The sequence below is a fragment of the Kitasatospora sp. NPDC058190 genome (genome assembly GCF_042883685.1).
GTDB lineage: Bacteria > Actinomycetota > Actinomycetes > Streptomycetales > Streptomycetaceae > Kitasatospora.
This window is the reverse complement of the sequence record NZ_JBHVVI010000103.1, coordinates 1-24,119: the sequence shown is the minus strand read 5'-3', so window position 1 is coordinate 24,119 and position 24,119 is coordinate 1. Positions and strand designations below refer to the sequence as shown.

The window sequence follows — 24,119 nt, the reverse complement described above, 5'->3', positions numbered from 1 at the left end:
CTTAAAGATCAAGCTAGTACGGTGTGTCGAAGCAGCCGGTCTGGGTCCAGGCCGAGGCTCCGTACTGGTTGGCCGCTCGCATCGTTAGGCAGATGTGGTCTCCGGAGTACGGGCCGTTGATCACGTAGCTGGTACCCGTTGCCGAGTACATGGCGTCCACCTTCGAGGTCTGGTTGTCGTACCGGATGTCGTAGCGGGTCGCGCCTGACAGACCGGTCCAGCTCAGGGTCAGCGGCATCGAGCACGCGCCGACGCAGTACTCGTTGAACTTGTAGTTGAACTGGGTCATGTCCGGCGGCGGGGAGCCCGGCGGCGGGGCCGGGGCAGGGGGCGGGGTCGGGGCCGGGGGCGGGGGCGGGGCCGGGGCGTTGCCTCCTGACGTACCGCCGCTGGTGCCGCCGGAGTTGCCTGCGCTCGTGCCACTACCACTGGTGCCGCCCGAGTTCCCGCCCGTCCCGGGAGCGGATCCGCCGCCGGAGCCCCCACCGCTGGTGCCGCCGGAGTTGCCTGCGCTCGTGCCACTACCACTGGTGCCGCCCGAGTTCCCGCCCGTCCCGGGAGCGGAGCCTCCACCGCTGGTGCCCCTGGACGGACTGGCTGCGGCCCCGCTTGGCGTCTGCGTAAGCGAGGGCGCACTACCCGACGGTGCGGCCGACGGCGACGGCGGCGGTGGCGAGGAGGACGGCGCGGCCGAGGACGGCGAACCGCTCGCACCCGAGGAACCCGCGGTGGGAGTCGCCGGCACCGAGGAGCCCGGGTGACTGGCGCTCGGCGATCCCAGGCCCTGGGTACTCGTCGGCGTCCGCCCGTCCAGACCCAGCACGGCGGCGACCACCACACTGATCACCACCGCGGTCGCCGCAGCGATCACCCACGGTCGCCGCAGCCCGGCCCGCCGGCCGCTCCTCGGCCCCTCTGCCAGCACCGGAATGGTGGGCGGATGGGCGGCGTACTCGCGCAGATTGGTTACGCCGCTGGCGTCGAGCGTCGCCTCGCCCAGGTTCAGCACCCGGGCCAGGCCCGTGGTGGTCAGCCGCTGCTCGGGGTCCTTGACCAGGCAGCTCCGGACCACCTCGACCAGTTCGCCCGGCACGGCGTCGAGGTTCGGCTCCTCGTAGACGATCCGGAAGCCGAAGCCGAAGGAGTCGGCCTGCCCGAACGGGTGCTGACCGGTGGCTGCGAACGCCAGCACCAGCCCCAGCGCGAACACGTCCGCTGCCGGACCGACCCGGCCGTTGCCCTGCAGCTGTTCCGGCGCCATGAACTGCGGCGTGCCCAGCAGCACCCCGGTCTGGGTCAGCGTGGTCACCGCCGCACCGCGTGCGATCCCGAAGTCGATCAACCGGGGCCCATCCGGACCGAGCAGGATGTTCCCGGGCTTGACGTCCCGGTGTACCAGCCCTGCCGCATGGATCGCGGCCAGCGCCTCGGCTAACCGCATCCCCAACGCCCGCACCGGCACGATCCCGAGCGGCCCGTGATCGGCGATCACCGCGTGCAGCGAGGGACCGGGCACATACTCGGTGGCCAGCCATGGCTGCTCGGTGTTGACGTTGTGGTCCACCACGGCGGCCACGTACGGCCCGGACACCGCACCAGTGGCGACCACCTCGCGGCGGAAACGGGCGAGGAAGTCGGCGTCGTGCGCCAGCTCCTCGTTGATCACCTTGACCGCGACCGTGACCCCGTCGCGCTGCCCCAGGTAGACCTTGCCCATCCCGCCCGAACCCAGCACCGCCACCAGCTCGTAGGGACCGACCCGCAGGGGATCTCCCTCCTGAAGCGCCTTCACTGCCCCACCCTCGTCGGACTCGCCCCGAACCTCGAACGCCGGTCGCCCAGCACAATCAGCATGTTTCTCTCAGAACCCCCAACGCCGCGGCGCGAGGCGGCGCACGCTCCCGTAGCCCCGACCCAACCCCCCGATCCTGTCCTATGCCTGACGGATCGCCACGCCGGGGCGCCGGCCATTCCTGACCAGTTGCGCTCCCAGCGAAGACCCCTTGGTTCCAGCCATTCCTCCAGCCGGGCCCTGACCTGGTGCACCTCGTTCTCGTCGTGGCAGAGCACGATGAAGTCGTCGGTATACCTCACCAGCACTGGGGTGCCTGGTGCCGCGCCGGGCTCGCGCCCGGCCCGCACCGTGTATCGGCACCCGGCGGCCTGTTCCAGTCCGTGCAGAGCGACGTTCATCAGCAGAGGGCTGATCACACCGCCTTGGGGAGTTCCCTCCTCGGTCGGTGCGAACCGGCCGCGGTCGATCACGCCCGCCTTCAGCCACCCGCGGATCAGGTCTCGGGCGGGAAAGTGAGCAAATCGGCGGTGATGATGTCGACCGCGTGGGTGGTCGTGTCGCTGGGTCTGTCCGCGGTGGGTCTGGCGGCGGGGTTGGTGGCGGCTGCCGTGACGGCTGCGGTGCTGGCTCGCGGCACCTCGCGGTGAACACCGTGAAGCCGTGAACACCGTGAACACCCTGAAACGATGTCAGGCGGCGAGCAGGGCCTCGATGTGCGCCGCGAGGGCGAGGACGTCCGGGGCGCGCAGCCCCCAGTGCGGAGTGGCGGCGCGCTGGAGGGTGCGGGCCAGGAGGACCGCGCCGTCCAGATGCGGGCAGACGGTGAGGAGGCGGTCGATCTCCCAGGTGTGACTCCGGTCCGGGCCACCGCGGGTGAGCGAGACCGTGGCCACCCGGTGGACCAGGTCGGCGTCGGCGTTCAAGCGCGCCGCGCCGGACGGGTCGCCGGTGAAGCGCGCGGGACCCATCGGGCCGCCGCCGGTCAGCGCGACCTGGGTGGCGACCTTGGCGCGTAGCGGCACCGCGTACAACAGGGGGCCCAGGCCGAGGTTTCGGCCGCGCAGGGTGTGGCCGCTCATCAGCGTGGCACGCAGTTCGAACGGCCGGGGGAGCGTGGCATCGACGTAGAGGTAGGCGCTGGTGGGCGCGGGCATGCTACTGAACCGTTCGCGGGCCGGCAGCAGGCTTCCGGCCGGGGGCGCGGTGGTGTCGGCGGGCAGGACCACGACGTCGGGGACGCGGGCGAGGCCGAGCTCGCGGGTGAGCGCGTGGCCGAGGTCGGCTGCGGCGGCGGGTGGCGTCGCGGAGCGTCCGGTCCACAGGGCGGCGGGCATGGGCGTTCTTCCTTCGGGCGCGGTGGGATTCGTCCTGAGCAGGCGGGAGTTGGCGGCGGTCAGGCCAGGGCGGCGGCTTTGGACCGGACACGGTCGGCCTCGCCGGTGTAGCCGGCCGCGTCGAGCATCTGGGCCAGGCGGGCCAGTGCGGTGCGGCGCTCCACCAGGAAGCGTCCGGGGCGCTGTTCGGTGAGCGCGCGCCAGCGGTCGGCGGCGGCACGGGCGTGTTGGAGCGCCTTGACCGGTTGGCCGCCGTCGGCCGACTCGTCCCGCTGCAGTTCGTGGTGGCGGGCCTCACGCAGCAGCGTCTGCGTCGGGTCCTCGGTCGGCGCGGGTGCGGTCGCCTCGGCACGGCGGACCTTGCGCTTGCGGGCGGCGACGCTGAGTGCGCTGACCAGGGTCAACAACACGGCCGTGATGACCGCGGAGACGATCTTGTGCAGGAGCAGGTCCATGGCGGACTCCCTATTCGGTGCGAGTGGTGTAGGTGAGGGGTGTCAGCGGTGCAGGGCAAGGGAGGCGAACAGGAACAGGAGGAAGACGACGGCCGCGGCCGTCAGGCATCCGCCGCAGCCGCCCGCGTTCTTCCGGTTGATCTCCACCTGGCCCGCGGGCGGGATGCCCGGGTGTCGTGCGACGTAGTGCTCGACCTGTCGTCGCTCCCCTTCGGACTGGGGCAGCCACGGGGTCTTGAAGCCGCATTCGCCGCACCGGTAGCGGTACGCCATGCCTCCTCCTCAAGTCTTCGCTGACGAGTATTCACGACTGCGATGTTTGGCGTGAGTTGGGCAAAAGCACAGGCCATGAGGGCGGTCATTGATGACCGGTCGGGCGATAGACTCCCTGAACTGGACTGGAGCGAGGAGAGAGGACGCCGCGGTGGCGGAACGGCTCGGCCCGGTGTTGCGTGGCCTGCGGAACGAAGCCGGGCTGACACAGGAGGAGTTGGCGCACGAGTCGGGGGTGAGCGTCAGCACGATCCGCCGGCTGGAGACCGGTCGGGCGCACGATCACCGCCTCGGGACGGTCAACCTCCTTGCGGACGCCCTGAATGCGAGCCCCGAGGACCGGAAGCGCCTCGTCGCCACGCTCACCAACACCCGCCAACGGGACGCCGAGCCGCACCCGGCACAGGCCCCCCAGCAGACCCCCGCGCAGGCCCCCGCGCCGGAAGCTGCGCCCGTCGCTGCGCCCGTCGAGCGCGCTGAGCCCGCCCCGGCGCGCACGCCGGTTCCGGCGCCGTCCCCGATCCGTGGGGAACTGGCCGTCGCGGCCGAGGACTTGGCGCGCGAGGTACGACGGCGGCTGCAGCGGGAGGAGGAACAGCGGCGCGTCCACGATCCGTTCGCGCTGCCGGTGCGCTGGCTGCCCGCGCCGGAGCGGCTCATGGACCACCGCGCCAACGTCGAACGTCTCGTCTCCGGCGTCGTCCCGGCTGTCTCACACATCGACGCGGCGTTGGACGCGTCCCCCGACCTCGGCGGTGATCTGCGCGGCGTCGCGGACTACTACCGGAGCATCCGCTCCGGCCGGTTGGTGATCCTCGGCCGGGCGGGATCGGGCAAGTCGGTCCTGACCATGCGGCTCGCGCTTGGCCTGTTGGAACCGCCGGGCTTCCCCGAGCGGGTGCCCGTGGTCTTCAGCCTCGGCTCGTGGGACCCGACCACGACCGCCCTACGGGACTGGATGGTCGACCTGCTCCTGCGCGACCATCCGCACCTGGGCGGACGCGTCCGCAGCGGGGTCACGCTGGCCGCCGCGCTGGTGCAGGCGGACGTGATCCTGCCGGTGCTGGACGGCTTCGACGAGATCGCCGAGGGCCTGCGCATCCAGGCGCTCCAGGAACTCAACGCCGAGCTGCTTCCGATGGTCGTGACCAGCAGGCACGCCGCGTTCGCCGAGGCCGCCGAGGCGGCGCGTTCGCCGTTGGTCCTGGCCGCCGCCATCGAGCTCGCGGACCTCACGGTCGACCACGTCGTGGACTACCTCCCGCGGACCGCCCGCCCCGCCGCTGACCGGGCCTCCGGCTCCCCACCGCTGTGGCACGACGTGTCAAAGGAGCTCCGCGCCCTGGAGACGCCCGCCGCGGTCACGCTCGCCGCCGTGCTGAGTACCCCGCTCATGGTCACCCTCGCCCGCACCATGTACAGCGACGGGCCGCAGCGCGACCCGCGCGAACTCCTCGACGCCGAACGCTTCCCGACCGCGCACGCGTTGGAGGAGCACCTGCTCGCCGGCTTCGTCCCGGCGCTCTACCGGCCTCGTCCCGCCGAGCGTCGGACCGAGGCAGGGGCGCGCCGCCGGGCGCGCTGCAACTGGGATGCCGAACGCGCCCAGCGCTGGCTCGGTTACCTCGCCCACCACATGGGCTCGGGCGAGCGGGACCAGCAGGACCTCGCCTGGTGGCGGATCGGCGAGACGTTGCCGCTCGCCCTGCGGATCCTCGCGGTGACCCTCGCCTCCGCCGGTTGCGTGGCGCTGCCCGAGTGGCTGTTCGGACTGGCCACCTCGACGAGTGGGATCGGCTGGATCCTCCTCGACGGGGCCCTGATGGGGTCGGTCAACGGCGCGGCTATGGGAGCCCTCTACGCGGTGCTGGTCGCCTTCGGCCGCGAGACCTTCGAGCCGTCGCGCGTGCGGCTGCGGATCCCGCGCCGCCGGGTCGACCTGAGGGGCGGGCCGGTGCGCGTGACCGTCCGTCGTCTCGGCGCGGTGGTAGTCGGCGGTTTCCTGCTGGGTGCCGGACTCGACAGCGCCATCACGCTGGAGCACGACCTGTTCCACCAGGGGCCGTTCAGCCCGGCCGCGGTGGCGGGCACGCTCGTGAACCTGCTGGGGGCGGGGCTGATCTTCGCCGGTGTGGCCACCATGAGCTTCCTAGCCATGGCCGTGCTGGAGACTCCGCTCGACACCGCGGCCGCCGCCACGCCGGGCGGTCTGCTGGCCGCCAACCGTGCCGCGGTGCTTCAGCAGTTCGTCATCCTTGCGCCGTTGATCGCTCTCGGTATCGCCTTCGGCGGCTTCCTGGTCGGTGACCTCCTGCGGCCCTTCTTCGGCCCGATGGAGTGGGCGTTGTCGATCGGCCTCTTCGTCGGCTCCGTCGCCGGGCCGGGCGGCTCGTCCTCGTTCCTGCTGTCGTTCAGCGCCTGGGGGCAGTGGCTGGTCCTCTCCCGCTTCTGGCTCCCGCTGACGGGACGGCTGCCGTGGAACACGATCGCCTTCCTGGACGACGCGTATCGGCGCGGGGTGCTGCGGCAGACGGGCGCGGTGTACCAGTTCCGCCATCTGCGGCTGCAGCACCACCTCAGCCAGGCGTTCCGCGAGCAGCACCGACGCCGGTACGCACCGGCGCACTTCGCGGTCCACGTCGAGCAGCCCCAAGACTACAACCCGTTGCCGAGGACGCCTCCGAGTCGCCAACTGCCTTGAGCAGAACTCGCCAACTGGCATGAGCAACTCCGGGATGACCAGTACTTTCCAAGTGATCACTCGCCAACAAACGCGAGAGTCACACGTCAGGCCCCGTCGGCCAGGCCGCGCCCGGCGACGTCCCGTCCCGCTGCCCGTCCGGCTGCGCCGCGTCCGGCCGCCCCGGCTGCTGCTGCGCGCTGGTGGCCGGCGGTCGCGCTGGACGTCGCCGAGGGCGGTGGCTGGGTGCTGGACGTCCCGCAGATCCCGGCCCCGGCCGGCACCAAGTTGGGCGACTGGTTCGCGTGGCTGGGCACGGGGCTGCCGCTGCGTGTCGAGCGCGCCCACCCGGCCGGACGCGGCGGCTGCCGACGTCGAGCAGCACGTGCGGGACCTGGTCGTGGTCGCCGCCCCCGCCGAGCGGGCCGCCGGCGCCTCCTGGGCCCGGATGGGGGCGGCGTTCGGCATCACCGCCGACGTCGCCCAGCACCGCTGCACGCCACAGGCCATGGACGAGGTTTTCGGCACCCGCAGGGCCGACCGCACCCGGACGATGTGGATGCCGATGCTGTTCCGCTGAGCGGCTTTCGTGTGACCGACATGAACGGCCCCCATTCCGCTCGGGGCAGAGTTGAGCTCGAACAGCGCGCAGCCGCCATGCGGCTGCGCCGGCATACGACCATCCGGTTCGACGTAAGCCACGGCGACACTGGGGCGTGAACGGGAGGCGGGGTGGTCAGTCACGCCGTTGTGGGGAACGGCGTCAGGTCGAGTGGAACAAGGCGTCCAATCAGAGTGTGATGCGAATCACTCTCGAACTCCGGCTCGAGCGCTTCCTCTCACGCGCCTCTCACGGACTGGGTGTCATGAGGCGGCATCAGGCGTCATGTGGGTTGGATGAGATAGGCCCTGACCTGCACGATCCGGACTGGTGAACATCAGTCGGACGCCCATTCGACCGCTGGGGGTCAAGTGGTTCTCGGAGAGTGGCAGGTTTCCGATCCGTTTCGGTGTTTCGGTCTGTGAGACAGGGACCCTGTTGCCGGGGCCTGGCCGGTCGGTCGTCCGAGTCCACGCTACGAGGTCCGGGCCCTCGTGGGGTCAGGATCTGCGGATGAGAGTGCTTTCGTTGGTGCGGCCGGCGACGTAGTCGTCGATGTTGCGAGCGGTGGCGCCGATGATCTGGCTGACGGCGGTGTGGGTTCTTCGTAGACGTCGAGGCCGACTCCGGAGAGGCGTCCGGCGCGCAGGGTCTCGACCAGGGCGGTGCTGTCGACGAGGCCGCCGCAGCTGGAGTTGACGAGGATGGCGTCGTCCTTCATCCGGGCCAGCGCGGCGCCGTCGATCAGGTGGTGGGTCGCCGGGAGCAGGGGGACGTGCAGGCTCACCAGGTCGGCGCGGGTGAGGAGCTCGGGTAGTTCTGTGTAGGTCATGCCGAGGTCGAGGCAGACGGGTTCTCGGTGATGGCCCAGCCGAGGAGTTCGGTGCCGAAGCCGGCCGCGATCCGGGTGAAGCACTCGCCGATCTTGCCGGTGTCGATCACGCCGACGGTCATCCTGTGGATGTCGTGGCCGAGTAGGCCGTCGAGCCGGAAGTCGAACTCGCGGGTGCGGTTGGCGGCGCGGGGTGAGTCGGCGGTTGACGGCGAGGGCGAGGGCCCACGCGTGACCGTCACCCCTGACATCCACACCCCGTGGGCTGGGCGACCCGGCCAATCCCGTCCCCATGAGCCTCGACCTTCTCGGGGTGACCGACCTGGATCAGCTCGACCGGCTTCTGAAGCGAGTACGCCTCGCCCTTCGGCGGGTACTGGGTCAGGTTCGCGTGCCGAACCATCTGCTCCTTCGATTCGAGGACGGTGAGTGCGCCTTCGTCGTCCTCGATGGTCACGACGAAGAGGGGACCCCGTCGGGCAGGAGGAGGCGGTCGAGTTCGACGCCCTGCTCACCAGCTGCCCGATCTTCCACAACACCCTGGACTTCGCCCAAGCGATGGGGGAGTTGCAGGCCGAGGGCTGGAAGGTTGAGATCGAGGATCTGGCCGAGGTCGCGCCCTGCCTGACCGAGAAGATCATGCGTTCGGCGGGCGGTGGCGGCCGACGGGACACCAAAAGCAGAGCCACCTTCCCGCAGGCCGGCGGGGCCAAGTCCGGCTGCGGAAGCCGACGAGGTCCGGATTCGCGGGCACGGGAGGTTCCGAGGCCTTCCTGACGGGACGTCAGTGAAGTCAGCATTGGGTCAGCATTGGCCCGGCCAAACGCTGTCACGGTTGGCGAGACCTTGTGAAGGGCCAGCGGTGCTGAAGACATGCGGAACGGGCTGGCCGGGGTCCGTGTGGATGCGCCCAGGCGGGGAGTCCGGTCGGTTCGACGGTTGGCTCCCCGCCCGACGAATGTGCAGGTCAGCGTACTCGTCCGCGCGGCTTCAGCGGGGTGGCGGGGAGTTCGGGGGCGGGCAGTCGGTCACCGTGGTAGCCGTGCACCTCGCCGAATCGGTCGCCGGTCATCCAATCCGAACGGGCTCGGGTAATGTCGTCCATCGACCGGCCGATGAAGTTCCACCACATCTAGCGCGGGTGGTGCGCGATCTGCTGCGGGTCCAGCGTCCAGACCTTCGCGCGGGCATCGACGCACGCCGTGTAGGCGTCGTTGGCGGCCTTGTTCGAGGTGAGCAGGACAGGGCCGGGGACGGCGAGGATCGTGGGGATCGCGATGCCGCTCGTCTTGCCGGACCGGGGCGCCATGATGGCGACCATCACGTCCTCCCACGAGGCCCGGACCTCGGCCTTGCCCGGGGAGAGCGTGCCGACCAGGATCCCGCGATCGGCCGGCGCGATCTCCTTCTGGTCCTTCAGGCTCGGGCGAAGGCTCTTCGCCTTCTGCGTGATCTCCTTGTCCAGGAGCGGCGCGATGTCCGCCTTGCGAGCCACCCCGCTCCTGGCCCCGGCGCGGTGGCGGAGCCACAGGACCAGGGCGGTGGTGGTGAGGGCGAGGGTGAGCGCGCTGGGGGCGATGCGGGCGCCGACCAGCACGGCGGCCGGACTCAGGTGCGGCCACAGCCGGTCGGGGTGCAGCAGCGCGTCGGCGACGCGAAACGGGACCCAAGGGCCGGATCCGACATTGAGCACGACGCGACCAGCTGGCGCACCGTGCAGAAGAGGGCCATGCAAAGCCAGACATCAGGGACTCCACGAAAGCCAGAGCAGCTCACCCCGGCCGCTCAGATAGCGCAAGCCGTCGGCAGGACCAAACCGGCCGTTGCTGCGAACCTCTGCGTTGATGTCGGCTGTCGCAGAGGAGGGCCCGTGGTTCAGCAGTTCATGAGCGTCAAGGAGACGGCGGAGTTCCTGAACATGTCCGTTCCGTGGGTGTACCGGGAGGCGCCCCGCGCAGGTCTCGTTCCGTACCGGTTCGGCCAGGGCCGGAACGCCAAGCTGCAGTTCAAGGTCTCCGAGGTCCAGGCGTGGGTGAGGCAGCAGAGGACTGCCGGCGGCTGAGGTTCGTGGCAGCCGCCACGGAGGCCCTGTCCCATGGGGACAGGGCCTCCGTGCGTTCACTCCGCGAGGTCCAGGTTGAGGATCTTGGCGGCCTGGCTGATGGAGCCGGGCATGAGGTGGCGGTAGACCTTGAACGTGATGTCGATGCTCTTGTGGCCCATCCACTCGGCGACGTCGGTGATCGGGATGTTGTGGCTGAGGCAGTTCGAGGCGAAGAAGTGGCGGAGGCCGTAGATCGTCATGCCCTCGGGGATGTCGATTTCGTCGCCCCGGCCCTGGATGCGACGCCACGAGTTCCTGAGGTAGTAGATGGGGAACGGCTTGCTGGGGTCGAGGGGGTGCCGCAGGAGATAGCCGTCGACGGTGCCGTACTTGTCCGCGTACCACTCGATGGTCTGCTTGACGCGGGCTGGGACCGGGGTGTCGCGGTAATCCCCTTCCCTGCGGTGCTTGAGCGGTGCGTACTGGCGGGTCGTCTCATTGACCTGCTCGCTGACGCGGTAGACGTCGTCGGCGACAAGGCAGTTGAGGTTGACGGCGCACGCTTCGCCGTTACGGAGGCCGCACCCGCTCATGAGGTCGGCGATGAGGAGGAAGGCGTCGTCGTCGGCCTCGCGTATACCGAGGAGCTGGGCGGAGGACGGGATGACGGCACGCTTCGGGTTGTACTGGGGCGGCATGACGCCCTTGAGGGGGCTCTCGTCGTAGAGGCCGAGGCGGTGGGCGTCGAGGAGGATGGACTTCAGCTTGTCGAAGACGTTGGACTGGGTGGCCAAGCCCGCGCCGTTGCGCTCCATGGTCTGGATGAATGCCTCGACGACCTTGTGGTCGAAGGTGCCCATCTTGCGGCTCGCGAAGGCCGGGTAGAGGTGGGTCTTCAGCAGTGAGTCGAGCACGCGGATCGACCCGGGAACGAGGTGGCGTTGGCCGGCCTTCCACTCTGCGGCGTACTGCTCGAACCGCATCGGGCTGTACTTCTCTATCCGCTCCGCCTTGCGCTGGCTCTGCGGGGAGTGCTTCCGCTCCCGGTACAGCTCGGCGAGCCGCGCCTTCGCCTTCTCCTGGGTGGCGTAGCCGGACTCCTCCTTCTGCCTCCCCGCCGCGTTGCGGTACCTGATCTTGTACTCGTGCGGGCAGCGGGTCCACCGGGATTCGGGGTGCTCGCAGTCCTTGAAGAAGCTGCCCATGCCTCGGGGGAGGCGGTTAGTCGCCATGGTTGATCTCGCTCCAGGGTGCCATGCTGACGGTTTGCTGACCCCGGATGGTCGATCATGCCCCTGAGCTGGGACGAAACGCTAGTTGCGTGATATGACCAGGAAGGCGCGCAGGTCCTCCTCCGGCGGGATGTGGTCGTCCCCGCTGAACCGGTCGTGGAACAGCGGCCGTTCGTCCCGGCCGAGGCGCGGGTAGACGGCGGCTCGGCGGCAGCTCGCGTACAGGTAGACGAGCGACTCGGCGCGGTGGCCGATGAGTTCGACCAGGGTGTCCCGCTCCTCCAGTCCGAGCAGGGCGCCGTCGAACCCGTCGGTCCCGTACGCGGCGTGGCAGAGCCCGGCGGCCTGGACGGCGGAGTCGGTGCCCCACTCCGCCAGCCGGGCCGCCACCCGGCTCACGTGCTCCAGCAGGGTGCCGCCCGGATGCGGGATCCGGTCGGCCTCGAGGGAGCGCAGGAATTCCTCGATGTGGCTCCACGCGGGAGCGCTGCGATGGTCGGCTGACGTCACCTGAGGAGTTCTACTCGCGGAGTCAGCCGTCCCGCAACCGGAATCGCCGGGTCTGCCGGGCGACTTCGTCAGGCCAGTTCGCGGACCAGCCGGGCGATGGTCGGGGTGTCGACGCCGTGCGCCTCGGCGGCCCGCAGTACGGCGCCGCCGATCGCGTCCAGCTCGGTCGGGCGGCCGGCCTCCACGTCGCGCTGCATCGAGGACTTCATCGTCGCGGGGATGCGGTCGAAGGCGGCGAGCAGCGTCTGCGGGTCGGCCGGGGCGCCGACCGCCTTGGTGACGGCGGTGATCTCGTCCAGCACGGCGAGGAGTTCGGCCCGGTGCTCGGTGCGCACAACGCCGATCCCGTCGGCGTGCCGGGTGGTCAGCAACGCGAAGGGGGCGAGGAAGGAGAGCTTGCTCCAGAGCATCGCCGTCTCGTCCTCGCGCAGGGTGACGTCCAGACCGGCGTGCCGCAGCTGCTCGGCGAACTCCTCGACCGCGGCGGCGAGTTCGATGGTGGCGAACGGGCTGGTGTGCTCGATCCGGCCGGGTGCCGTACGGGTGGCCTCGACCCGGATCGTGCCGGCCACGACCCGCGCGGCGGGAAGGCGCTCGCGCAGCAGCGCCATGTGGTCGAGGCCGTTGAGCAGCGGGACGACGATCGCGCCGCCGACCGCCTGGGGCGGGAGCCGGTCGAGCGCGGCGGTCAGCGTCGTCTCCTTCACCGTCACGAAGACGGCGTCGACCGGCTCGCCCAGCTCGGTGGCGGCCTCGACCCGGGCGGTGAACTCGCCGAACGCGCCGCTGTCGACGTGCAGTCCGTCCCGGTTGAGGGCGGCGGCGGTCTCCTCGCCGGCCAGGCAGACGACCCGGTGGCCGTCGCGCGCCAGCAGACCGCCGATCAGGCCGCCGACGCCGCCCGGTCCGAGGACGGCGACGGTGAGGGGAGTGGTGGGCATGGTGACTCCTTCGAGTGTGAGGGGGTTGGGGGTGGTTACGCGATGCCCCAGAAGACGCGGCCTTCCGAACCGTCCGGGCCGAGGAAGCTGAAGCCGTCGCCGTAACCGAAGTCGAGGAAGGACGGATCGCCCTCGTCCCGGGCGTCCGAGAGGGCGAAGGGTACCGCCAGGGTGCGTCGACCAAGGCCTCGCCGATCGGGAAGGAGGGGTGTCCGCCGAGGTGGTCGTGGACGTGGCCGCCGTCCGGGAAGGGGACTTCGAGGCCTTCGCCGCGCAGGTACCGCTGGAAGGCGGCCCGCCACGGCGTACGACCCCGGGTGCCGGGTGGGCCCGATGACGGCGAAGGGCGGGATCCGCACGCCCGGCTGGACCGGCAGCAGGCCGTCGCCCGACTTTGGATCTCGGCCGCCCATGAGGCCGTTGTCCGCTGCGAGGAAGAGGTAGGCGAGCCGGGCCTCCGCGCCGGGGGATCTCTCGCCGGGAGACTTCCCGCTGGGGGATTCCTCGCTGCCGGGCTCGTTGTCGGCGGACTCGTTGCTGGCGGACTCGTTGCCGGGGACGGAGAACTGGTCGATGAACACCAGGGGTTCACCGGTCGTGGGGCAGAGCGGCCAGGCCGGCTCGGCCGGCCGGCAGGGCTCGCCGCCGAGCTTGGCGACCGGCTCGGTGATCGGGCGCTCGGCCGGGCGCGGGGAGCGCCGGAGGCGGGGGAGGAAGGCGGCGTCGTGCGGACTGGTGGCCGTGCCGGCCGGGCGCGGGGTCATGCAGTGGCCTCGGGGTCGGTGTCGTGGAAGGAGACGTAGTCGAAGTGGAAGGGCGGCTCGCGGCGCGGCTTCCGGCCGGGCGCCGGGGGAGGGCGGCGTGGGACGCGTCGGGAGAGGTGGAGCGGGGCGAACCGCAGACTGCTGCCGCTGCTCGGGTCGGGCACGGGCAGGCCCTCGGCGCGCAGTGCCTCGACCAACTCGCGGGCGGGCCAACCGAACAGGTCGATCCCGTGGTAGCCGACCGGGCAGGCGGGCCGGTCGTCGCTCGGGTTCCGGCCCACCACGACGCCCCGCAGACCGTCGCGGGCCGCTCGGTCGTCGTCGCGGCCGACGCCGTCGCCGCCGTCGCTCGAGAAGATCGTGACGGCCACTCCGGGCAGCTCGAAGGCCAGCGCCCAGCGGGAGCCGCAGACGAAGGCCGGGCGCACGCCGTCCGGCAGCAGCCGGCCGTGCGGGGCCAGCAGCGCGCGCACCGCCTCCTCGGTGAGGCCGAAGCGCAGCTCGGGCAGCGGGGCGGGCAGCCGGACGCCGTGGCCGGGCAGCAGGTCGATGGTCACCTGATGATGATCTCTCCTCGGGGGCGCGGAGGGGAGCCGGTTTTCGCGGTCGGAGACGGCGGGCCGGGCTCAGGCGACGGCATGACCGGGCCGACGCTACTGCGATGATCCGAAGACTCGTCCTAGTTCCACCCGGGCGGTTCGGTTTTCCGAACCCTGAATTGGGGTGCCAGCACAATCGATCGGCCGGTCCTGGAGGCCCAGGATTGAGGCATGAACGGGATGACAAGAGCCGCTGCAGCGGCGGGGCAGGATGCGGTGATGGGCGCGGTGACGGGCGCCGCGCTCACCGGCGAGGGGCTGTACCGCGAGTACGGGCGCGGCGCGGCCGCCGTCCGGGCGCTGCGCGGCGTGTCGGTGGCCTTCGCGCCGGGGACGTTCACGGCGGTGATGGGGCCCTCCGGCTCGGGCAAGACCACCCTGCTGCACTGCCTGGCCGGGATGGACCGCCCCACCCGGGGAACCGTCCGTTGGAGCGGTACGGAGGTGTCCCGGCTGCCCGAACGGCGGCTCGCGGAACTGCGGCGCAGCAGGGTGGGTTTCGTCTTCCAATCGTTCAACCTGATGCCCGCGATGACGGTCGCGCAGAACGTGGAGCTGCCCGGCAGGCTGGCCGGGCGCCCGCCGGAGCGCGCCCGGGTGCGGGATGCGCTAGCCCGGGTCGGCCTGACCGGGCGTGAGCGGCACCGGCCCGGGGAACTGTCGGGCGGTCAGCAGCAGCGGGTGGCGATCGCCCGCGCGCTGGTCGCCCGGCCGGAGGTGCTGTTCGCCGACGAGCCCACCGGCGCGCTGGACCGGGCGACCGGGCACGACATCCTCGACCTGCTGCGCGCGGGTGTGGAGGTGGACGGGCAGACGTGTGTGATGGTCACGCACGACCCGGTGGCCGCCGGGTACGCGGACCGGGTGCTGCTGCTGGCGGATGGGTTGTTGGTGGACGAGCTGATCAGGCCGACGGCGGCGCAGGTCGGCGAGCGGTTGAGCCGGTTGGGCGGGTGAGGGGGATGCGCGGTTCCGTGTCTGCCCTGGCGGTCGGTCAGATCCGTCGCCGACCGGCGGCCTTCGCCGGGCTGGCGGTGGCGCTGTTCCTGGCGATTGCGGCGGTGACGCTGTTCGGCTCGCTGGCCGCCGCGCAGCTCACGGCCCCGGCCGGCGTGACGCGGGCGGAGGTGTCAGGACCGGGCCTGGTGATCATCGCCGGGGCGTTCGGTGAGATGGCCGTCCTGGTCGCGCTGTTCGTCGTGGTCAACGCGCTCGGCTTCACCCTGCGCCAGCAGCACCGCGACCTGGCGCTGCTGCGCACGGTCGCGGCGACGCCCCGGCAGATACGGCGGCTGGTGCGGGTGCAGGTCACGGCGACGGTCCTGCTGGCGGCCGCTCCCGGCTGTGCGGTCGGCCTCCTCGGTGCCCGCGCCTTCCTCGCCGCGCTCCAGCGGCGTGGGATGGCGGCGCCGGGCCTGGGGATACCCGGGACGCCGGTGCCGATGCTGATCGCGCTCGCGATGGCGCTGCTGGTCGGCCTGGCGGCCACCGCCGTGGTGGCCCGGCGGGTCACGCGGTCCACCCCGGCCGCCGCGCTGACCGACAGTGCGGCCGGACAGCGCCGGACGGGCGTGCTGCGGCCGGCGGTCGGGGTGGCGGTGCTGGCGGGCGGTGTCCTGCTGTTGCGGCTGGCCGCGAGCAGGCCGGCTGGGGAGCTGGACAAGGCGGGGCAGGCGGCCATGCTCGGTTCGCTGGTGCTGCTGGTCGCGGTCGCCCTGCTCGGGCCGCCGGCGGCGCGGCTGCTGGCCGTGGTGCTCGGCGCCCCGATCCGGGCGCTGGTGCCTCGGGCGGGCTGGCTGGCGGACGCCAACCTGCGTGGCTACGCGGCCCGACTCTCCTCGGCGGTGGTTCCGGTAGCCCTGCTGGTCGGGCTCTCGGCGGCCATGCTGATCATGACCAGCACCGCGGAGCGGGCGGCCCGAGTGACTGGTGCCACCACGAGCGTCACCAAGGCGAGCGACGTCTGGTTACGGCAGGCGGAACTCGGCCTGCTGGTCTGCTTCGCGGCGGTTTCCACGGTCAACACCCTGGTCGCGCTGACCGCCGACCGACGCCGCGAGTTCGCGATGCTGCGGTTGGCCGGGGCGACGCGCGGCCAGCTGCTGCGGATGCTCTCCGTCGAGGGCGTGCTGACGACGGCGGTGGGCGTACTACTGGGAGCTGTGGTGGCGGCCGCGGCGACGGGGGCGTTCAGCCGGGCGGTCACGGGGTCGGTACTTCCGGTGGTGCCGGGCGCGGCCTGCGCCTGGGTGGTGGCGGGAGCGGCGGTGCTCACAGTGCCGGGGATCGTGGGCACGGGGCTGTGGGCGGTCGGCGGGCGTGCGGTGGAGGAGGTGGGCGGGGAGCGGGGGTGAGGTGGTTCGGTCGGTGGGTGTTGACGGGGACTTGGTTGCTCGGGGACTCGGGGACTCGGGGACTCGGACAAAGGGGGGTGAGGTGGGCGATGGTTCGGGAGCGTGGGCCGGGCGGCCGGCCGCGGCTGTAGCCGATGAGCGGCCCGTGACCAGGCGCTCGCCCGGGCGGGTGCGCGGCGGTTGAGGTGCTTGCCGGGGGATGCTGGGGGCCGGTTGATCGACGAGTGGTGAGGGCACGTGGTGACTGGGTGGCGGCGGATTCTGGCGGTGCGGGGCGGTGACGTGGCGTTCGCCGTCCTCGGGCTGCCACTCGGGGTGCTGGGCGGGGTCTACGCCGTGGCCGTGCTCTACGCGGGGGCCCTGCTCTCGCTCACCGTCCTCGGGCTGCCGTTCGTGGTGGCCGCCCTGCTCGGCGCGCGCGGGATCGGCGGGTTGCACCGCCGGCTGGTCGGGCGGCTGCTGGGCGAGCCGGTGGCCGCGCCGCCGCCGCTGGAACGGCCCGCCGGGGTGCTCGCCCGGGGGCGGGTGGTGCTGACCGACCCGGTGGCCTGGCGGGCGCTGCTCTACCTCTTCCTACGGCTGCCGCTCGGAGCGCTCGGTTTCCTGGTCGCGGTCGGACTGCCGCTCGTGAGCGTGTGGTTGGGGGGCTTCCCGCTGTGGGTGCGGCTGCTGGAGCCGGGGCCGCGGCCGGTGGACTGGCTGGACGTGCTCGGGCTGCCCGCCGGCCTCGCGGTGCTCGCCGCGGTGCCGGCCGCGCTGCGGGTCCTGAGCCGGGCCAACCGCGCCCTCGCCCGGGTGCTGCTCGGACCGGTGCGCTCGCAACAGCGGGTACGGGAGCTGGAGAGCGCACGGGTCACGCTGCTCGCCGAGAGCACCGACCGACTGCGGCGGCTGGAACGCGACCTGCACGACGGCACCCAGGCACAGCTGGTCGCGCTCGCCATCACCCTCTCCCTGGCCGACGACGCCCTCGCAGACCTGGCCCCGGCCGGTGCTGACCCCGGGCCAGGCCCAGCGCGGCTGCGCACCCTGGTCGACCGGGCCCGCGGGCAGACCGACGACACCATCGCCGGGCTGCGCCGCCTCACCCGGGGCATCCACCCGGTAGCGCTGGACGGCGGTCTGGCCGAGGCGCTGCCCGGCCTCACCGGCACCTCGCCGGTGCCGGTCACGGTCCGGCTGGACCTGCGGGAGCGGCCGGTGGAGGTGATCGAGCGCGCCGTCTACTACTGCGCGGCCGAGCTGCTCACCAACGTCGCCAAGCACAGTGGCGCGCACACGGCCGAGCTGACGGCGAACGCGGTCGACGGTCGGATACGGCTGACGGTCCGTGACGACGGGCGCGGCGGCGCGGCGATCGGTGCGGGCACCGGGCTGGCGGGGCTGGCCGAGCGGCTGGCGGCGGTGGACGGGGTGCTGCGGGTGGACAGTCCGCCCGGTGGGCCGACGACCGTTACCGCCGAGCTGCCGAGCAGGCTGTGACGGCTCCTCGCGGGGAGTCGGTCAGGTGCCGGTCTCCGCGAGGTAGGTGAGAACGGCCTTGACCCTCCGGTTGTCGGCGTCCGTCGCGGGCAGGTCGAACTTGGTGAACACGGCGGCCACGTGCTTCTCCACCGCGCGCTCCGACACGGTGAGCAGCCCGGCGATCGAGCGGTTGGAGCGGCCCTGCGCCATCAGCTCCAGCACCTCCCGCTCGCGCGCGGTGAGCGAGTCCACCCGACTACGCCGCCCGCCGTGCATCAGCCCGTTGACGATCTCCGGGTCGAGCGCGGTGCCGCCCCGGGCGACCCGGTGCAGGGCGTCCACGAACTCGGAGGTGCGGGCCACCCGCTCCTTGAGCAGGTAGCCGATGCCGGCGGCACCGGCGGCCAGCAGCCGGGCCGCCCAGGCGGTCTCCACGTGCTGGGAGAAGACCAGGATCCCGACCTCTGGCGAGGCGGCCCGGATCTCGACGGCTGCCCGGATTCCTTCGTCGGTGTGGGTGGGCGGCATCCGGATGTCCACCACGGCCACGTCGGGCCGGTGCTCGGCCACGGCGGCGACCAGCTCGGGGGCCGTACCGGCGGTGGCGACCACCGCGCAGCCGCGGGCCGTCAGGAGCTCGACCATTCCGTCCCGGAGGATCACTGAGTCCTCGGCGAGGACAACGCGGAGCTGCTTGTCGATCATGACGCCATTATCGCGGGGCGCGACGGCCGTTGAGCGCACGGGAGCCGGGCACTGGCGAGAAATGTACAGCCAGACTGGACAGTCCAGACTGATGAAATTAACGTGGAACCGTGACCGAGAAGCGAACCGCCCCAGCCGCCCTCGAAGCACCCGCCGGGCCGGCCGATTCCGCCGGCTCAGTCGATCCCGTCGACCGGGCCGACTCCACCGACCCCGCAGACCCGGCTGACTCCGCCGACTCCGCAGCGATTGCGGCCCGGGAGCTGCGCGCCGTCTTCAGTCGCCTGCGCCGCACCCTCCAGGAGAAGATCCAGGGCGCCAGCGATCTCACCCCCTCCCAGACCGCCGTCCTCAGTCGGTTGATCGGCGACGGCCCGGCCTCCGCCAGCGTGCTGGCCGCCGCGGAGCGGGTCCGCCCGCAGTCCATGGCCGCCACCCTGGCCGCGTTGGAGGAGCACGGCCTGGTCGGGCGCCGACCCGATCCCGAGGACGGACGCCGCCAACTGGTCAGCCTGACCGAGGCGGGGCTCGCGTGGATCGCGGACAGCCGCCGGGCGCGTGAGGAGTGGCTGGCCCGCGCCCTGCAGGAGGAGTTCACCGAGGCCGAGCGCGCCACCGTGCTGGCGGCGCTGCCGTTGATCGATCGGCTGAACCGGCGATGAACGGCCCGTCGACCCTGCTGGCCCGACTCCGCGTCCGCCGCCAGTCGCCGGGCGGTCAACGGTCCGGGCGCCCCGCTGAACAGCCCACCCCCGGTCGCGAGTTCAACCGCCGACTGCTCGCCCCGATGGTGCTCGGCTCGGTGCTCAACCCGATCAACTCCTCGATGATCGCGGTGGCCCTGGTCCCCGTCGGCACCGCCTTCGGCGCGCCGCCCGCCGAGACCGCCTGGCTGGTCACCGCGCTCTACCTCGCCACCGCCGTCGGCCAGCCGGTGATCGGGCGGCTGGTGGACGACTACGGACCGCGCCGGCTCTACCTGGCCGGAACAGCTCTGGTCGGCCTCGCCGGGCTGCTCGGCGCGCTGGCGCCCTCGCTCGGGCTACTGGTCGTCGCCCGGGTGCTGCTCGGCCTCGGCACCTCCGCCGCGTACCCGGCCGCGATACACCTCACCCGCAGCGAAGCCGAGCGGACCGGGCAGAGCAGCCCGACCGGCGTGCTGACCGCGCTCGCCGTCGCCGGCCAGACCGTCGCCGTGGTCGGACCGACCCTCGGCGGCCTGCTGATCGGGCTGGGCGGCTGGCGGACGGTCTTCGCCGTCAACGTCCCGCTGTCGCTGACCTGCCTGGCCCTCGGGCTCTCCCGTCTGCCCGCCACCCTGCCGCGCCGGAACCGGGAGGACCGGCTCGACCACGCCGGTATCGCACTGTTCGCCGTCCTCCTGCTGACGCTGATGCTGTTCGTGATGAAGCCCGGCACCGCGCTCTGGCACCTGCCGGTGCTCACCGTCCTGGCCGCCGTCGGCTTCGCCGTGCGCGAGACGCGGACCAGTGACCCCTTCATCGACCTGCGCGCGCTCGCCCGCAACCGTCCGTTGATCGCCACCTACCTGCGCCAGGTCCTCGGCAACACGGGCACCTACGCCTTCCTCTACGGCTACACCCAGTGGCTGGAGGAGGGGCGCGGTCTGGGCGCGGCCTCCGCCGGGCTGGTCCTGCTGCCGCTCTCGCTCACCGGCCTCGCGGTCTCCGTCGTCACTGGCCGAAGTGCGGCCGTACGCGGCAAGCTGCTGGTCGGGTCGGTCTTCCAAATGGCCGCCAGCGCCGCCCTGTTGCTGCTGGGATCGACCAGTGCGGTCGCCGTGCTCATCGCCGTCGGCCTGCTGGCGGGAGTCCCGCAGGGGCTGATCGGGCTCGGCAACCAGACCGCCCTCTACCACCAGGCCGACCCGGCCACCATCGCCTCCGCGGCCGGGCTGCTGCGCACCTTCATGTACCTCGGCGCGATGGCCGCCTCGGCGGCGAACGCGGCCTTCTTCCCGCACGGCGCCACCACCGGAGGTTTGCACCACCTCGCACTGTTCATGCTCGGCGGCGCGACCCTGCTCTTCCTCGCCGTCCTCCCCGACCGCTCGCTCGGCCGGATGGGAGCCGCTGTCGGGATAGCGAGCTGATGGATCGTCCTTCGGCGGGTGCGTCACTGCCCGCGCCAGGCGCGGACGCCCGGGGCTGACCTCGACCACCCCGGACGGAAAGGCGTCCCGGATCGGCTCGGGCAGGACCCGCTGTTCCTCCACCCGGCCGGGTGAGGGGGAGAGCGGGCGACCCGGAGGGTGACGCCCGAGGTCCGCGCGGGCGGCGGGGCCGGGAACGCGGCCGTGGCCAGGACATGACCCGGCGGAAACCCGCTGGTCAGCGCCGCCCGGGCGGCCGTAGACTCCCATGCTCGTGACCGAGACCACCGCCGCCGCCCCGCTGCCCGGCCCCGCCGCCGGATCGCCCTCCGACGCCGAGCTGATAGCCACCGCCGTGGCCGCCGCCGGAAGGGACATGGTCGAGCGCGAGACCGTGGCCGAGGTGCTGGCGCTCTGCGCCGTCGCCGGGGAGCACCTGCTGGTGATCGGCGCCCCCGGAACGGCCAAGTCGGAGGCAGTACGGCGGGTCGCGGCGCAGCTCGGCGGCCGTTACTTCGAGTACCTGCTCGGCCGCTTCACCGAGCCCAACGAACTCTTCGGTCCCGTCGACCTGCGCCGACTCCGGGAGGGGCGGGTCGAGTTCGAGACCGCCGGAATGCTGCCCGAAGCCGACATCGCCTTCCTGGACGAGATCTTCCTCGGCTCGACCGCCGTTCTCAACACCCTGCTCGGCCTGCTGAACGAGCGGGTCTTCCGGCGAGGCCGCACCACCCTCGCCAGCCCGCTGCGGATCTGCGTCGGCGCCGCCAACCACCTGCCCGAGGACCCGGCGCTGGCCGCCTTCGCCGACCGGTTCCTCGCCCGGGTCTTCGTCGAACCGGTCCCGGACGCCCGCCTGGAGGAGCTCCTGGAGTCCGGCCGCCGCCCGGCCGCGCCCGTCGCCCCCACCGCGACCCGCGACCTGCTCGGCGCGCTCGACCGACTGGCCGCCGCCGCCCGCGGCTGCGACCTCGACTCCGTCACCCCGCTGCTGGCCACCGCGCTGCGCCGGCTGCGGGCGGCGGGCGTACCGGTCAGCGACCGACGCGCCGTCCGCTCCCAGAACCTCGTCGCGGCCGCCGCCGTCCTCGACGGCCGCACCAGTGCCTCGGCCCGTGACCTGTGGGTGCTCCCGCTGATCGCCCCCACCGCCGACAGTCAGACCCTGGCCCGCGAGACCCTCGCCGACCTGATCGACCAGGCCGCCAACCGCAGTCTGGCCCACACCTCCGAAGAGCTCTCCCGCAGCACCGCCGCCCGCGCCGAACGGCTCATGCGCACGGGCGCCGCGCTGCTCGCCGAACACGGCGGGCTGCCGGACGGTCAGGACTCCCGGCTGCGGCTGGAGGCCGTGCTGCGGGAGATCGACGCCGGTTTCGACCCCGCGGACCTGCCCGCGCCGCTGGCCGGCGTCCGGGCGGGCCTGGTCGCGGTGGTCGCACCCTCGTGACCGGCGTCCCGCTCCGCTGGGAGCGCCGCGAACCCCCGCTGGAGGCGGTGGCCGTGCTCGCCCTCGGGTCTGCGGTTCCGGCCCTCGCGGCCGCGGCGCGGTCCCGGATGCGGGCCGGTGGCAGGCTCGCGGTCGCGGCCGACGAGAACGCGCTGCTGGTCCTCGGCGAGGCGGCGGACCTGCCGTGGGCCGACGGCGCCCGCTACCTCGGCCCGGACGGCGGAGTGCTGGTGCCGACCACGGCCCGCCCGCAGCCGTCGGCCTCACTCTGGCGGGCAGCCCTCGGGGCGACGGAGACGCAGCTCTGCGTGCTGGTCCCCGGCCATGCGCTGGTCACCGATCCTCCGGCTCCGGGGTGCGACCCGGCGGGACTGGACTCGGTGCGGGCGAACAGCGGCGGCGGGGGCAGCGAGACAGCCGGCAACGGAACCGACGGCAACAGCGCCGACCGCAGCGGGGCCGACGGCGACGGGGCAGACGGCAGCGGGACCGATGGCGACGGAGGCCCGGCATGACCGTCGCGCTCGCGCCGTGGGCCGCGACGCTCTCCGCGCTCACGCCCGAACTCGCCACCGCCCTCGGTCCGTTGCTGCGCCGCCTGGACGCGCTGATCGGCGAGCGGGAGTCCGTCGCCGGGGCCGAGGGGGAGCCCGACGGGTACGGCGGGCTCGCCCGCACTGGGCGGCCGGAGCAACTGCTGCCGTCCGAGTGGCTGCTGGCCGAGGAGTTCCCCGAGGAATTCCTGCGTCGCTGGACGGAGAACGAACTGCTCCACCTGGCACCCGAGTTGAGCAGCCCTGTCAGCCGCGGCCAGGTGGTCGCGCTGGTGGACTCCGGCCCCGGGCAGGCGGGAGCCGCCCGACTGGTCCAGCTGGCCGCGCTGCTGGTGCTGCACCGGCGAGCGGCCGCCCGCGACAGTGAGCTGCTGGTCGGCGTGCTCGGGGACCCGCCCGGGCAGCTGATCGGCGGTGACCTCGCCGAGCTGCTGCCGCGCTGGCTCAAGGCCCGGCGGCACGGCGACCCGACCCCGGAGGACGTACGCGACGCGGAGCGGGCGCTGGACGCCGCCGCGCAGACCTGGCTGCTCACCTCGCCCCGCCTGGCCGCTCAACTGCCCACCCGGCAGCGGACGGTGACCAGTGCGGAGGCCGACTGGAGCGCGGACGGGGCCGGACAGGTCAGGGTCCGGGTGAACGGTGGACCGGCCGTGGAACTCCCGCTGCCCCCGGCGCGGATCGCCGTACGGGCCCTGCGCGGCGCCGAGTTCGGCAACTCGGCGGACCTACGCGCGCCACTGGCCGGCATCGGGGGAGCGCTGCCCGCCTTCACCACCGGTGCCAGTACCCTGCTCGCCCGGGGTCGGGAGGCCGGCGTCCTGATCGCCCTGGGACTGGCGGGCGGAGGAGCCGTCGACAGCGCCGCACGGCCGCGTCGCCACCAGCTGCCCGGACCGGTGATCGCGGCCGGACGCCAGGGCGGGCGGCTGCTGGTGTTGTACGCCCAGGACGAGCGGCTGATGCTGCACGTGAGCGGCCGCGGACTGGGCGACCCCGCCCGTTACAAGGTGAGGGCGGCCGAACTCGACCTGCCCCGGGTCGGCTCCGCCGAGTTCGCCGAGCTGATGGCGCAGCCCGTGCTGCCGCTGCTGCGCGAGGGCGAGGACCTGCTGCTGCCGCTGGCCGGCCAGTGGCAGCGGATCTCGCCCGGCGGCCGGGTGGCCGGCGACGGGCCGGTGGTCTCCACCGCGGGCGGACGACCGTTCTGCCACGCGCGCGAGCCCAGGCTGTCGGCCGCGCCGGTGCCGAACGGGGCGGCCGATGCCGAGCACCTGGTGCACGGCGCGGGCTTCGTCGGCTGGTCCGCCGACGGACGGGAGTGGGAGGTGCGCGGTCCGGGCGGGAGCCGGCGAATCGTCCTCGGGGACGGTGAGGCCGAGGTGATCGGGCTGGTCGCGGACGGCGCCGAACCCGTAC

At 72.7% G+C, this 24,119-nt stretch carries 25 protein-coding genes and 2 pseudogenes; 12 read left to right on the top strand and 15 right to left on the bottom strand.

Annotation, left to right across the window (positions count from 1 at the left end):
* Positions 1–13 precede the first annotated feature (13 nt).
* The 5 genes from ACFVWU_RS34530 to ACFVWU_RS34510 form a co-directional block, all read right to left on the bottom strand.
* On the bottom strand, positions 14–1,792 hold the full coding sequence (locus tag ACFVWU_RS34530) for a serine/threonine-protein kinase (RefSeq protein ID WP_387628189.1): 1,779 nt from the start codon (positions 1,790–1,792) through the stop codon (positions 14–16).
* Positions 1,789–2,265 (bottom strand): reverse transcriptase domain-containing protein, encoded by a 477-nt coding sequence (locus tag ACFVWU_RS34525; protein WP_387628186.1) that lies wholly within the window; start codon positions 2,263–2,265, stop codon positions 1,789–1,791. Before ACFVWU_RS34525 ends, ACFVWU_RS34530 begins: the two co-directional genes overlap by 4 nt.
* A gap of 219 nt (positions 2,266–2,484) precedes the next feature.
* Positions 2,485–3,129 carry a hypothetical protein gene (locus tag ACFVWU_RS34520; RefSeq protein WP_387628184.1) on the bottom strand — a complete coding sequence of 215 codons (645 nt, stop codon included), beginning with the start codon at positions 3,127–3,129 and terminating at the stop codon, positions 2,485–2,487.
* Between the two features lie 59 nt (positions 3,130–3,188).
* On the bottom strand, positions 3,189–3,584 hold the full coding sequence (locus tag ACFVWU_RS34515; protein ID WP_387628182.1) for a hypothetical protein: 396 nt from the start codon (positions 3,582–3,584) through the stop codon (positions 3,189–3,191).
* 42 nt (positions 3,585–3,626) lie between these two features.
* On the bottom strand, positions 3,627–3,857 hold the full coding sequence (locus ACFVWU_RS34510; protein ID WP_387628180.1) for a hypothetical protein: 231 nt from the start codon (positions 3,855–3,857) through the stop codon (positions 3,627–3,629).
* A 151-nt stretch (positions 3,858–4,008) separates the two neighbouring features.
* Between ACFVWU_RS34510 and ACFVWU_RS34505 the strand changes: the two genes are divergently transcribed.
* On the top strand, positions 4,009–6,558 hold the full coding sequence (locus ACFVWU_RS34505) for a helix-turn-helix domain-containing protein (protein WP_387628177.1): 2,550 nt from the start codon (positions 4,009–4,011) through the stop codon (positions 6,556–6,558).
* Between the two features lie 310 nt (positions 6,559–6,868).
* Positions 6,869–7,117: a hypothetical protein gene (locus ACFVWU_RS34500; protein ID WP_387628174.1), complete on the top strand. Its 249-nt coding sequence runs from the start codon at positions 6,869–6,871 to the stop codon at positions 7,115–7,117.
* A 521-nt stretch (positions 7,118–7,638) separates the two neighbouring features.
* Here ACFVWU_RS34500 and ACFVWU_RS34495 read toward each other — a convergent pair.
* A pseudogene (locus ACFVWU_RS34495) lies at positions 7,639–8,201 on the bottom strand (NAD(P)-dependent oxidoreductase); the annotation flags it as partial.
* 7 nt (positions 8,202–8,208) lie between these two features.
* Complete coding sequence (locus ACFVWU_RS34490) at positions 8,209–8,427, bottom strand: hypothetical protein (protein ID WP_387628172.1); 219 nt, start codon at positions 8,425–8,427, stop codon at positions 8,209–8,211.
* Between ACFVWU_RS34490 and ACFVWU_RS34485 the strand changes: the two genes are divergently transcribed.
* Positions 8,400–8,747: a Tn3 family transposase gene (locus tag ACFVWU_RS34485; RefSeq protein WP_387628170.1), complete on the top strand. Its 348-nt coding sequence runs from the start codon at positions 8,400–8,402 to the stop codon at positions 8,745–8,747. The genes ACFVWU_RS34490 and ACFVWU_RS34485 overlap by 28 nt on opposite strands.
* Before the next feature lie 190 nt (positions 8,748–8,937).
* On the opposite strand, the pseudogene ACFVWU_RS34480 reads toward ACFVWU_RS34485, so the two are convergent.
* Together ACFVWU_RS34480 and ACFVWU_RS34475 are read right to left on the bottom strand one after the other, a co-directional pair.
* Positions 8,938–9,102, bottom strand: a pseudogene (locus ACFVWU_RS34480) (pirin family protein); the annotation flags it as partial.
* Entirely contained in the window at positions 9,103–9,663 is a 561-nt protein-coding gene (locus ACFVWU_RS34475) for a hypothetical protein (protein WP_387628168.1), read from the bottom strand. It lies immediately after the preceding pseudogene.
* A gap of 177 nt (positions 9,664–9,840) precedes the next feature.
* Between ACFVWU_RS34475 and ACFVWU_RS34470 the strand changes: the two genes are divergently transcribed.
* Positions 9,841–10,032 carry a helix-turn-helix domain-containing protein gene (locus ACFVWU_RS34470; protein ID WP_387628166.1) on the top strand — a complete coding sequence of 64 codons (192 nt, stop codon included), beginning with the start codon at positions 9,841–9,843 and terminating at the stop codon, positions 10,030–10,032.
* 56 nt (positions 10,033–10,088) lie between these two features.
* On the opposite strand, the gene ACFVWU_RS34465 is transcribed toward ACFVWU_RS34470, so the two are convergent.
* The 5 genes from ACFVWU_RS34465 to ACFVWU_RS34445 all read right to left on the bottom strand — a co-directional run bounded on the left by ACFVWU_RS34465 (position 10,089) and on the right by ACFVWU_RS34445 (position 14,018).
* A complete protein-coding gene (locus ACFVWU_RS34465) occupies positions 10,089–11,246 on the bottom strand; it encodes a tyrosine-type recombinase/integrase (protein WP_387628164.1) in 1,158 nt (385 codons plus the stop codon).
* 81 nt (positions 11,247–11,327) lie between these two features.
* A complete protein-coding gene (locus tag ACFVWU_RS34460; RefSeq protein WP_387628163.1) occupies positions 11,328–11,756 on the bottom strand; it encodes a DUF6817 domain-containing protein in 429 nt (142 codons plus the stop codon).
* Between the two features lie 68 nt (positions 11,757–11,824).
* Entirely contained in the window at positions 11,825–12,697 is an 873-nt protein-coding gene (locus ACFVWU_RS34455; RefSeq protein ID WP_387628161.1) for a ketopantoate reductase family protein, read from the bottom strand.
* 35 nt (positions 12,698–12,732) lie between these two features.
* On the bottom strand, positions 12,733–13,461 hold the full coding sequence (locus tag ACFVWU_RS34450; RefSeq protein WP_387628159.1) for a hypothetical protein: 729 nt from the start codon (positions 13,459–13,461) through the stop codon (positions 12,733–12,735).
* Complete coding sequence (locus tag ACFVWU_RS34445) at positions 13,458–14,018, bottom strand: hypothetical protein (RefSeq protein ID WP_387628157.1); 561 nt, start codon at positions 14,016–14,018, stop codon at positions 13,458–13,460. The genes ACFVWU_RS34450 and ACFVWU_RS34445 overlap by 4 nt, the downstream gene beginning before the upstream one ends.
* 261 nt (positions 14,019–14,279) lie before the next feature.
* Here ACFVWU_RS34445 and ACFVWU_RS34440 point away from each other — a divergent pair, with 261 nt between their 5' ends.
* The 3 genes from ACFVWU_RS34440 to ACFVWU_RS34430 all read left to right on the top strand — a co-directional run bounded on the left by ACFVWU_RS34440 (position 14,280) and on the right by ACFVWU_RS34430 (position 17,896).
* On the top strand, positions 14,280–15,017 hold the full coding sequence (locus ACFVWU_RS34440) for an ABC transporter ATP-binding protein (protein ID WP_387628155.1): 738 nt from the start codon (positions 14,280–14,282) through the stop codon (positions 15,015–15,017).
* 17 nt (positions 15,018–15,034) lie between these two features.
* Positions 15,035–16,414 (top strand): FtsX-like permease family protein, encoded by a 1,380-nt coding sequence (locus tag ACFVWU_RS34435; RefSeq protein WP_387628154.1) that lies wholly within the window; start codon positions 15,035–15,037, stop codon positions 16,412–16,414.
* A gap of 282 nt (positions 16,415–16,696) precedes the next feature.
* The gene (locus tag ACFVWU_RS34430) at positions 16,697–17,896 is read left to right on the top strand and encodes a sensor histidine kinase (RefSeq protein ID WP_387628153.1); all 1,200 of its coding nucleotides are present in this window, start codon (positions 16,697–16,699) and stop codon (positions 17,894–17,896) included.
* Between the two features lie 21 nt (positions 17,897–17,917).
* Here the strand turns inward: ACFVWU_RS34430 and ACFVWU_RS34425 are convergent, their stop codons facing one another.
* Complete coding sequence (locus ACFVWU_RS34425) at positions 17,918–18,583, bottom strand: response regulator transcription factor (RefSeq protein ID WP_387628151.1); 666 nt, start codon at positions 18,581–18,583, stop codon at positions 17,918–17,920.
* Between the two features lie 248 nt (positions 18,584–18,831).
* Here ACFVWU_RS34425 and ACFVWU_RS34420 point away from each other — a divergent pair, with 248 nt between their 5' ends.
* From ACFVWU_RS34420 to ACFVWU_RS34400, 5 genes are all read left to right on the top strand, one after another.
* Positions 18,832–19,245: a MarR family winged helix-turn-helix transcriptional regulator gene (locus ACFVWU_RS34420; RefSeq protein WP_387628206.1), complete on the top strand. Its 414-nt coding sequence runs from the start codon at positions 18,832–18,834 to the stop codon at positions 19,243–19,245.
* Positions 19,242–20,696: an MFS transporter gene (locus tag ACFVWU_RS34415; protein WP_387628149.1), complete on the top strand. Its 1,455-nt coding sequence runs from the start codon at positions 19,242–19,244 to the stop codon at positions 20,694–20,696. Before ACFVWU_RS34420 ends, ACFVWU_RS34415 begins: the two co-directional genes overlap by 4 nt.
* A 274-nt stretch (positions 20,697–20,970) precedes the next feature.
* Entirely contained in the window at positions 20,971–22,146 is a 1,176-nt protein-coding gene (locus ACFVWU_RS34410) for an AAA family ATPase (RefSeq protein WP_387628147.1), read from the top strand.
* Positions 22,143–22,661: a hypothetical protein gene (locus ACFVWU_RS34405; protein ID WP_387628145.1), complete on the top strand. Its 519-nt coding sequence runs from the start codon at positions 22,143–22,145 to the stop codon at positions 22,659–22,661. The genes ACFVWU_RS34410 and ACFVWU_RS34405 overlap by 4 nt, the downstream gene beginning before the upstream one ends.
* Positions 22,658–24,119: hypothetical protein (locus ACFVWU_RS34400; protein ID WP_387628142.1), on the top strand; the 1,462-nt coding region annotated here is incomplete at its 3' end. The genes ACFVWU_RS34405 and ACFVWU_RS34400, both read left to right, overlap by 4 nt.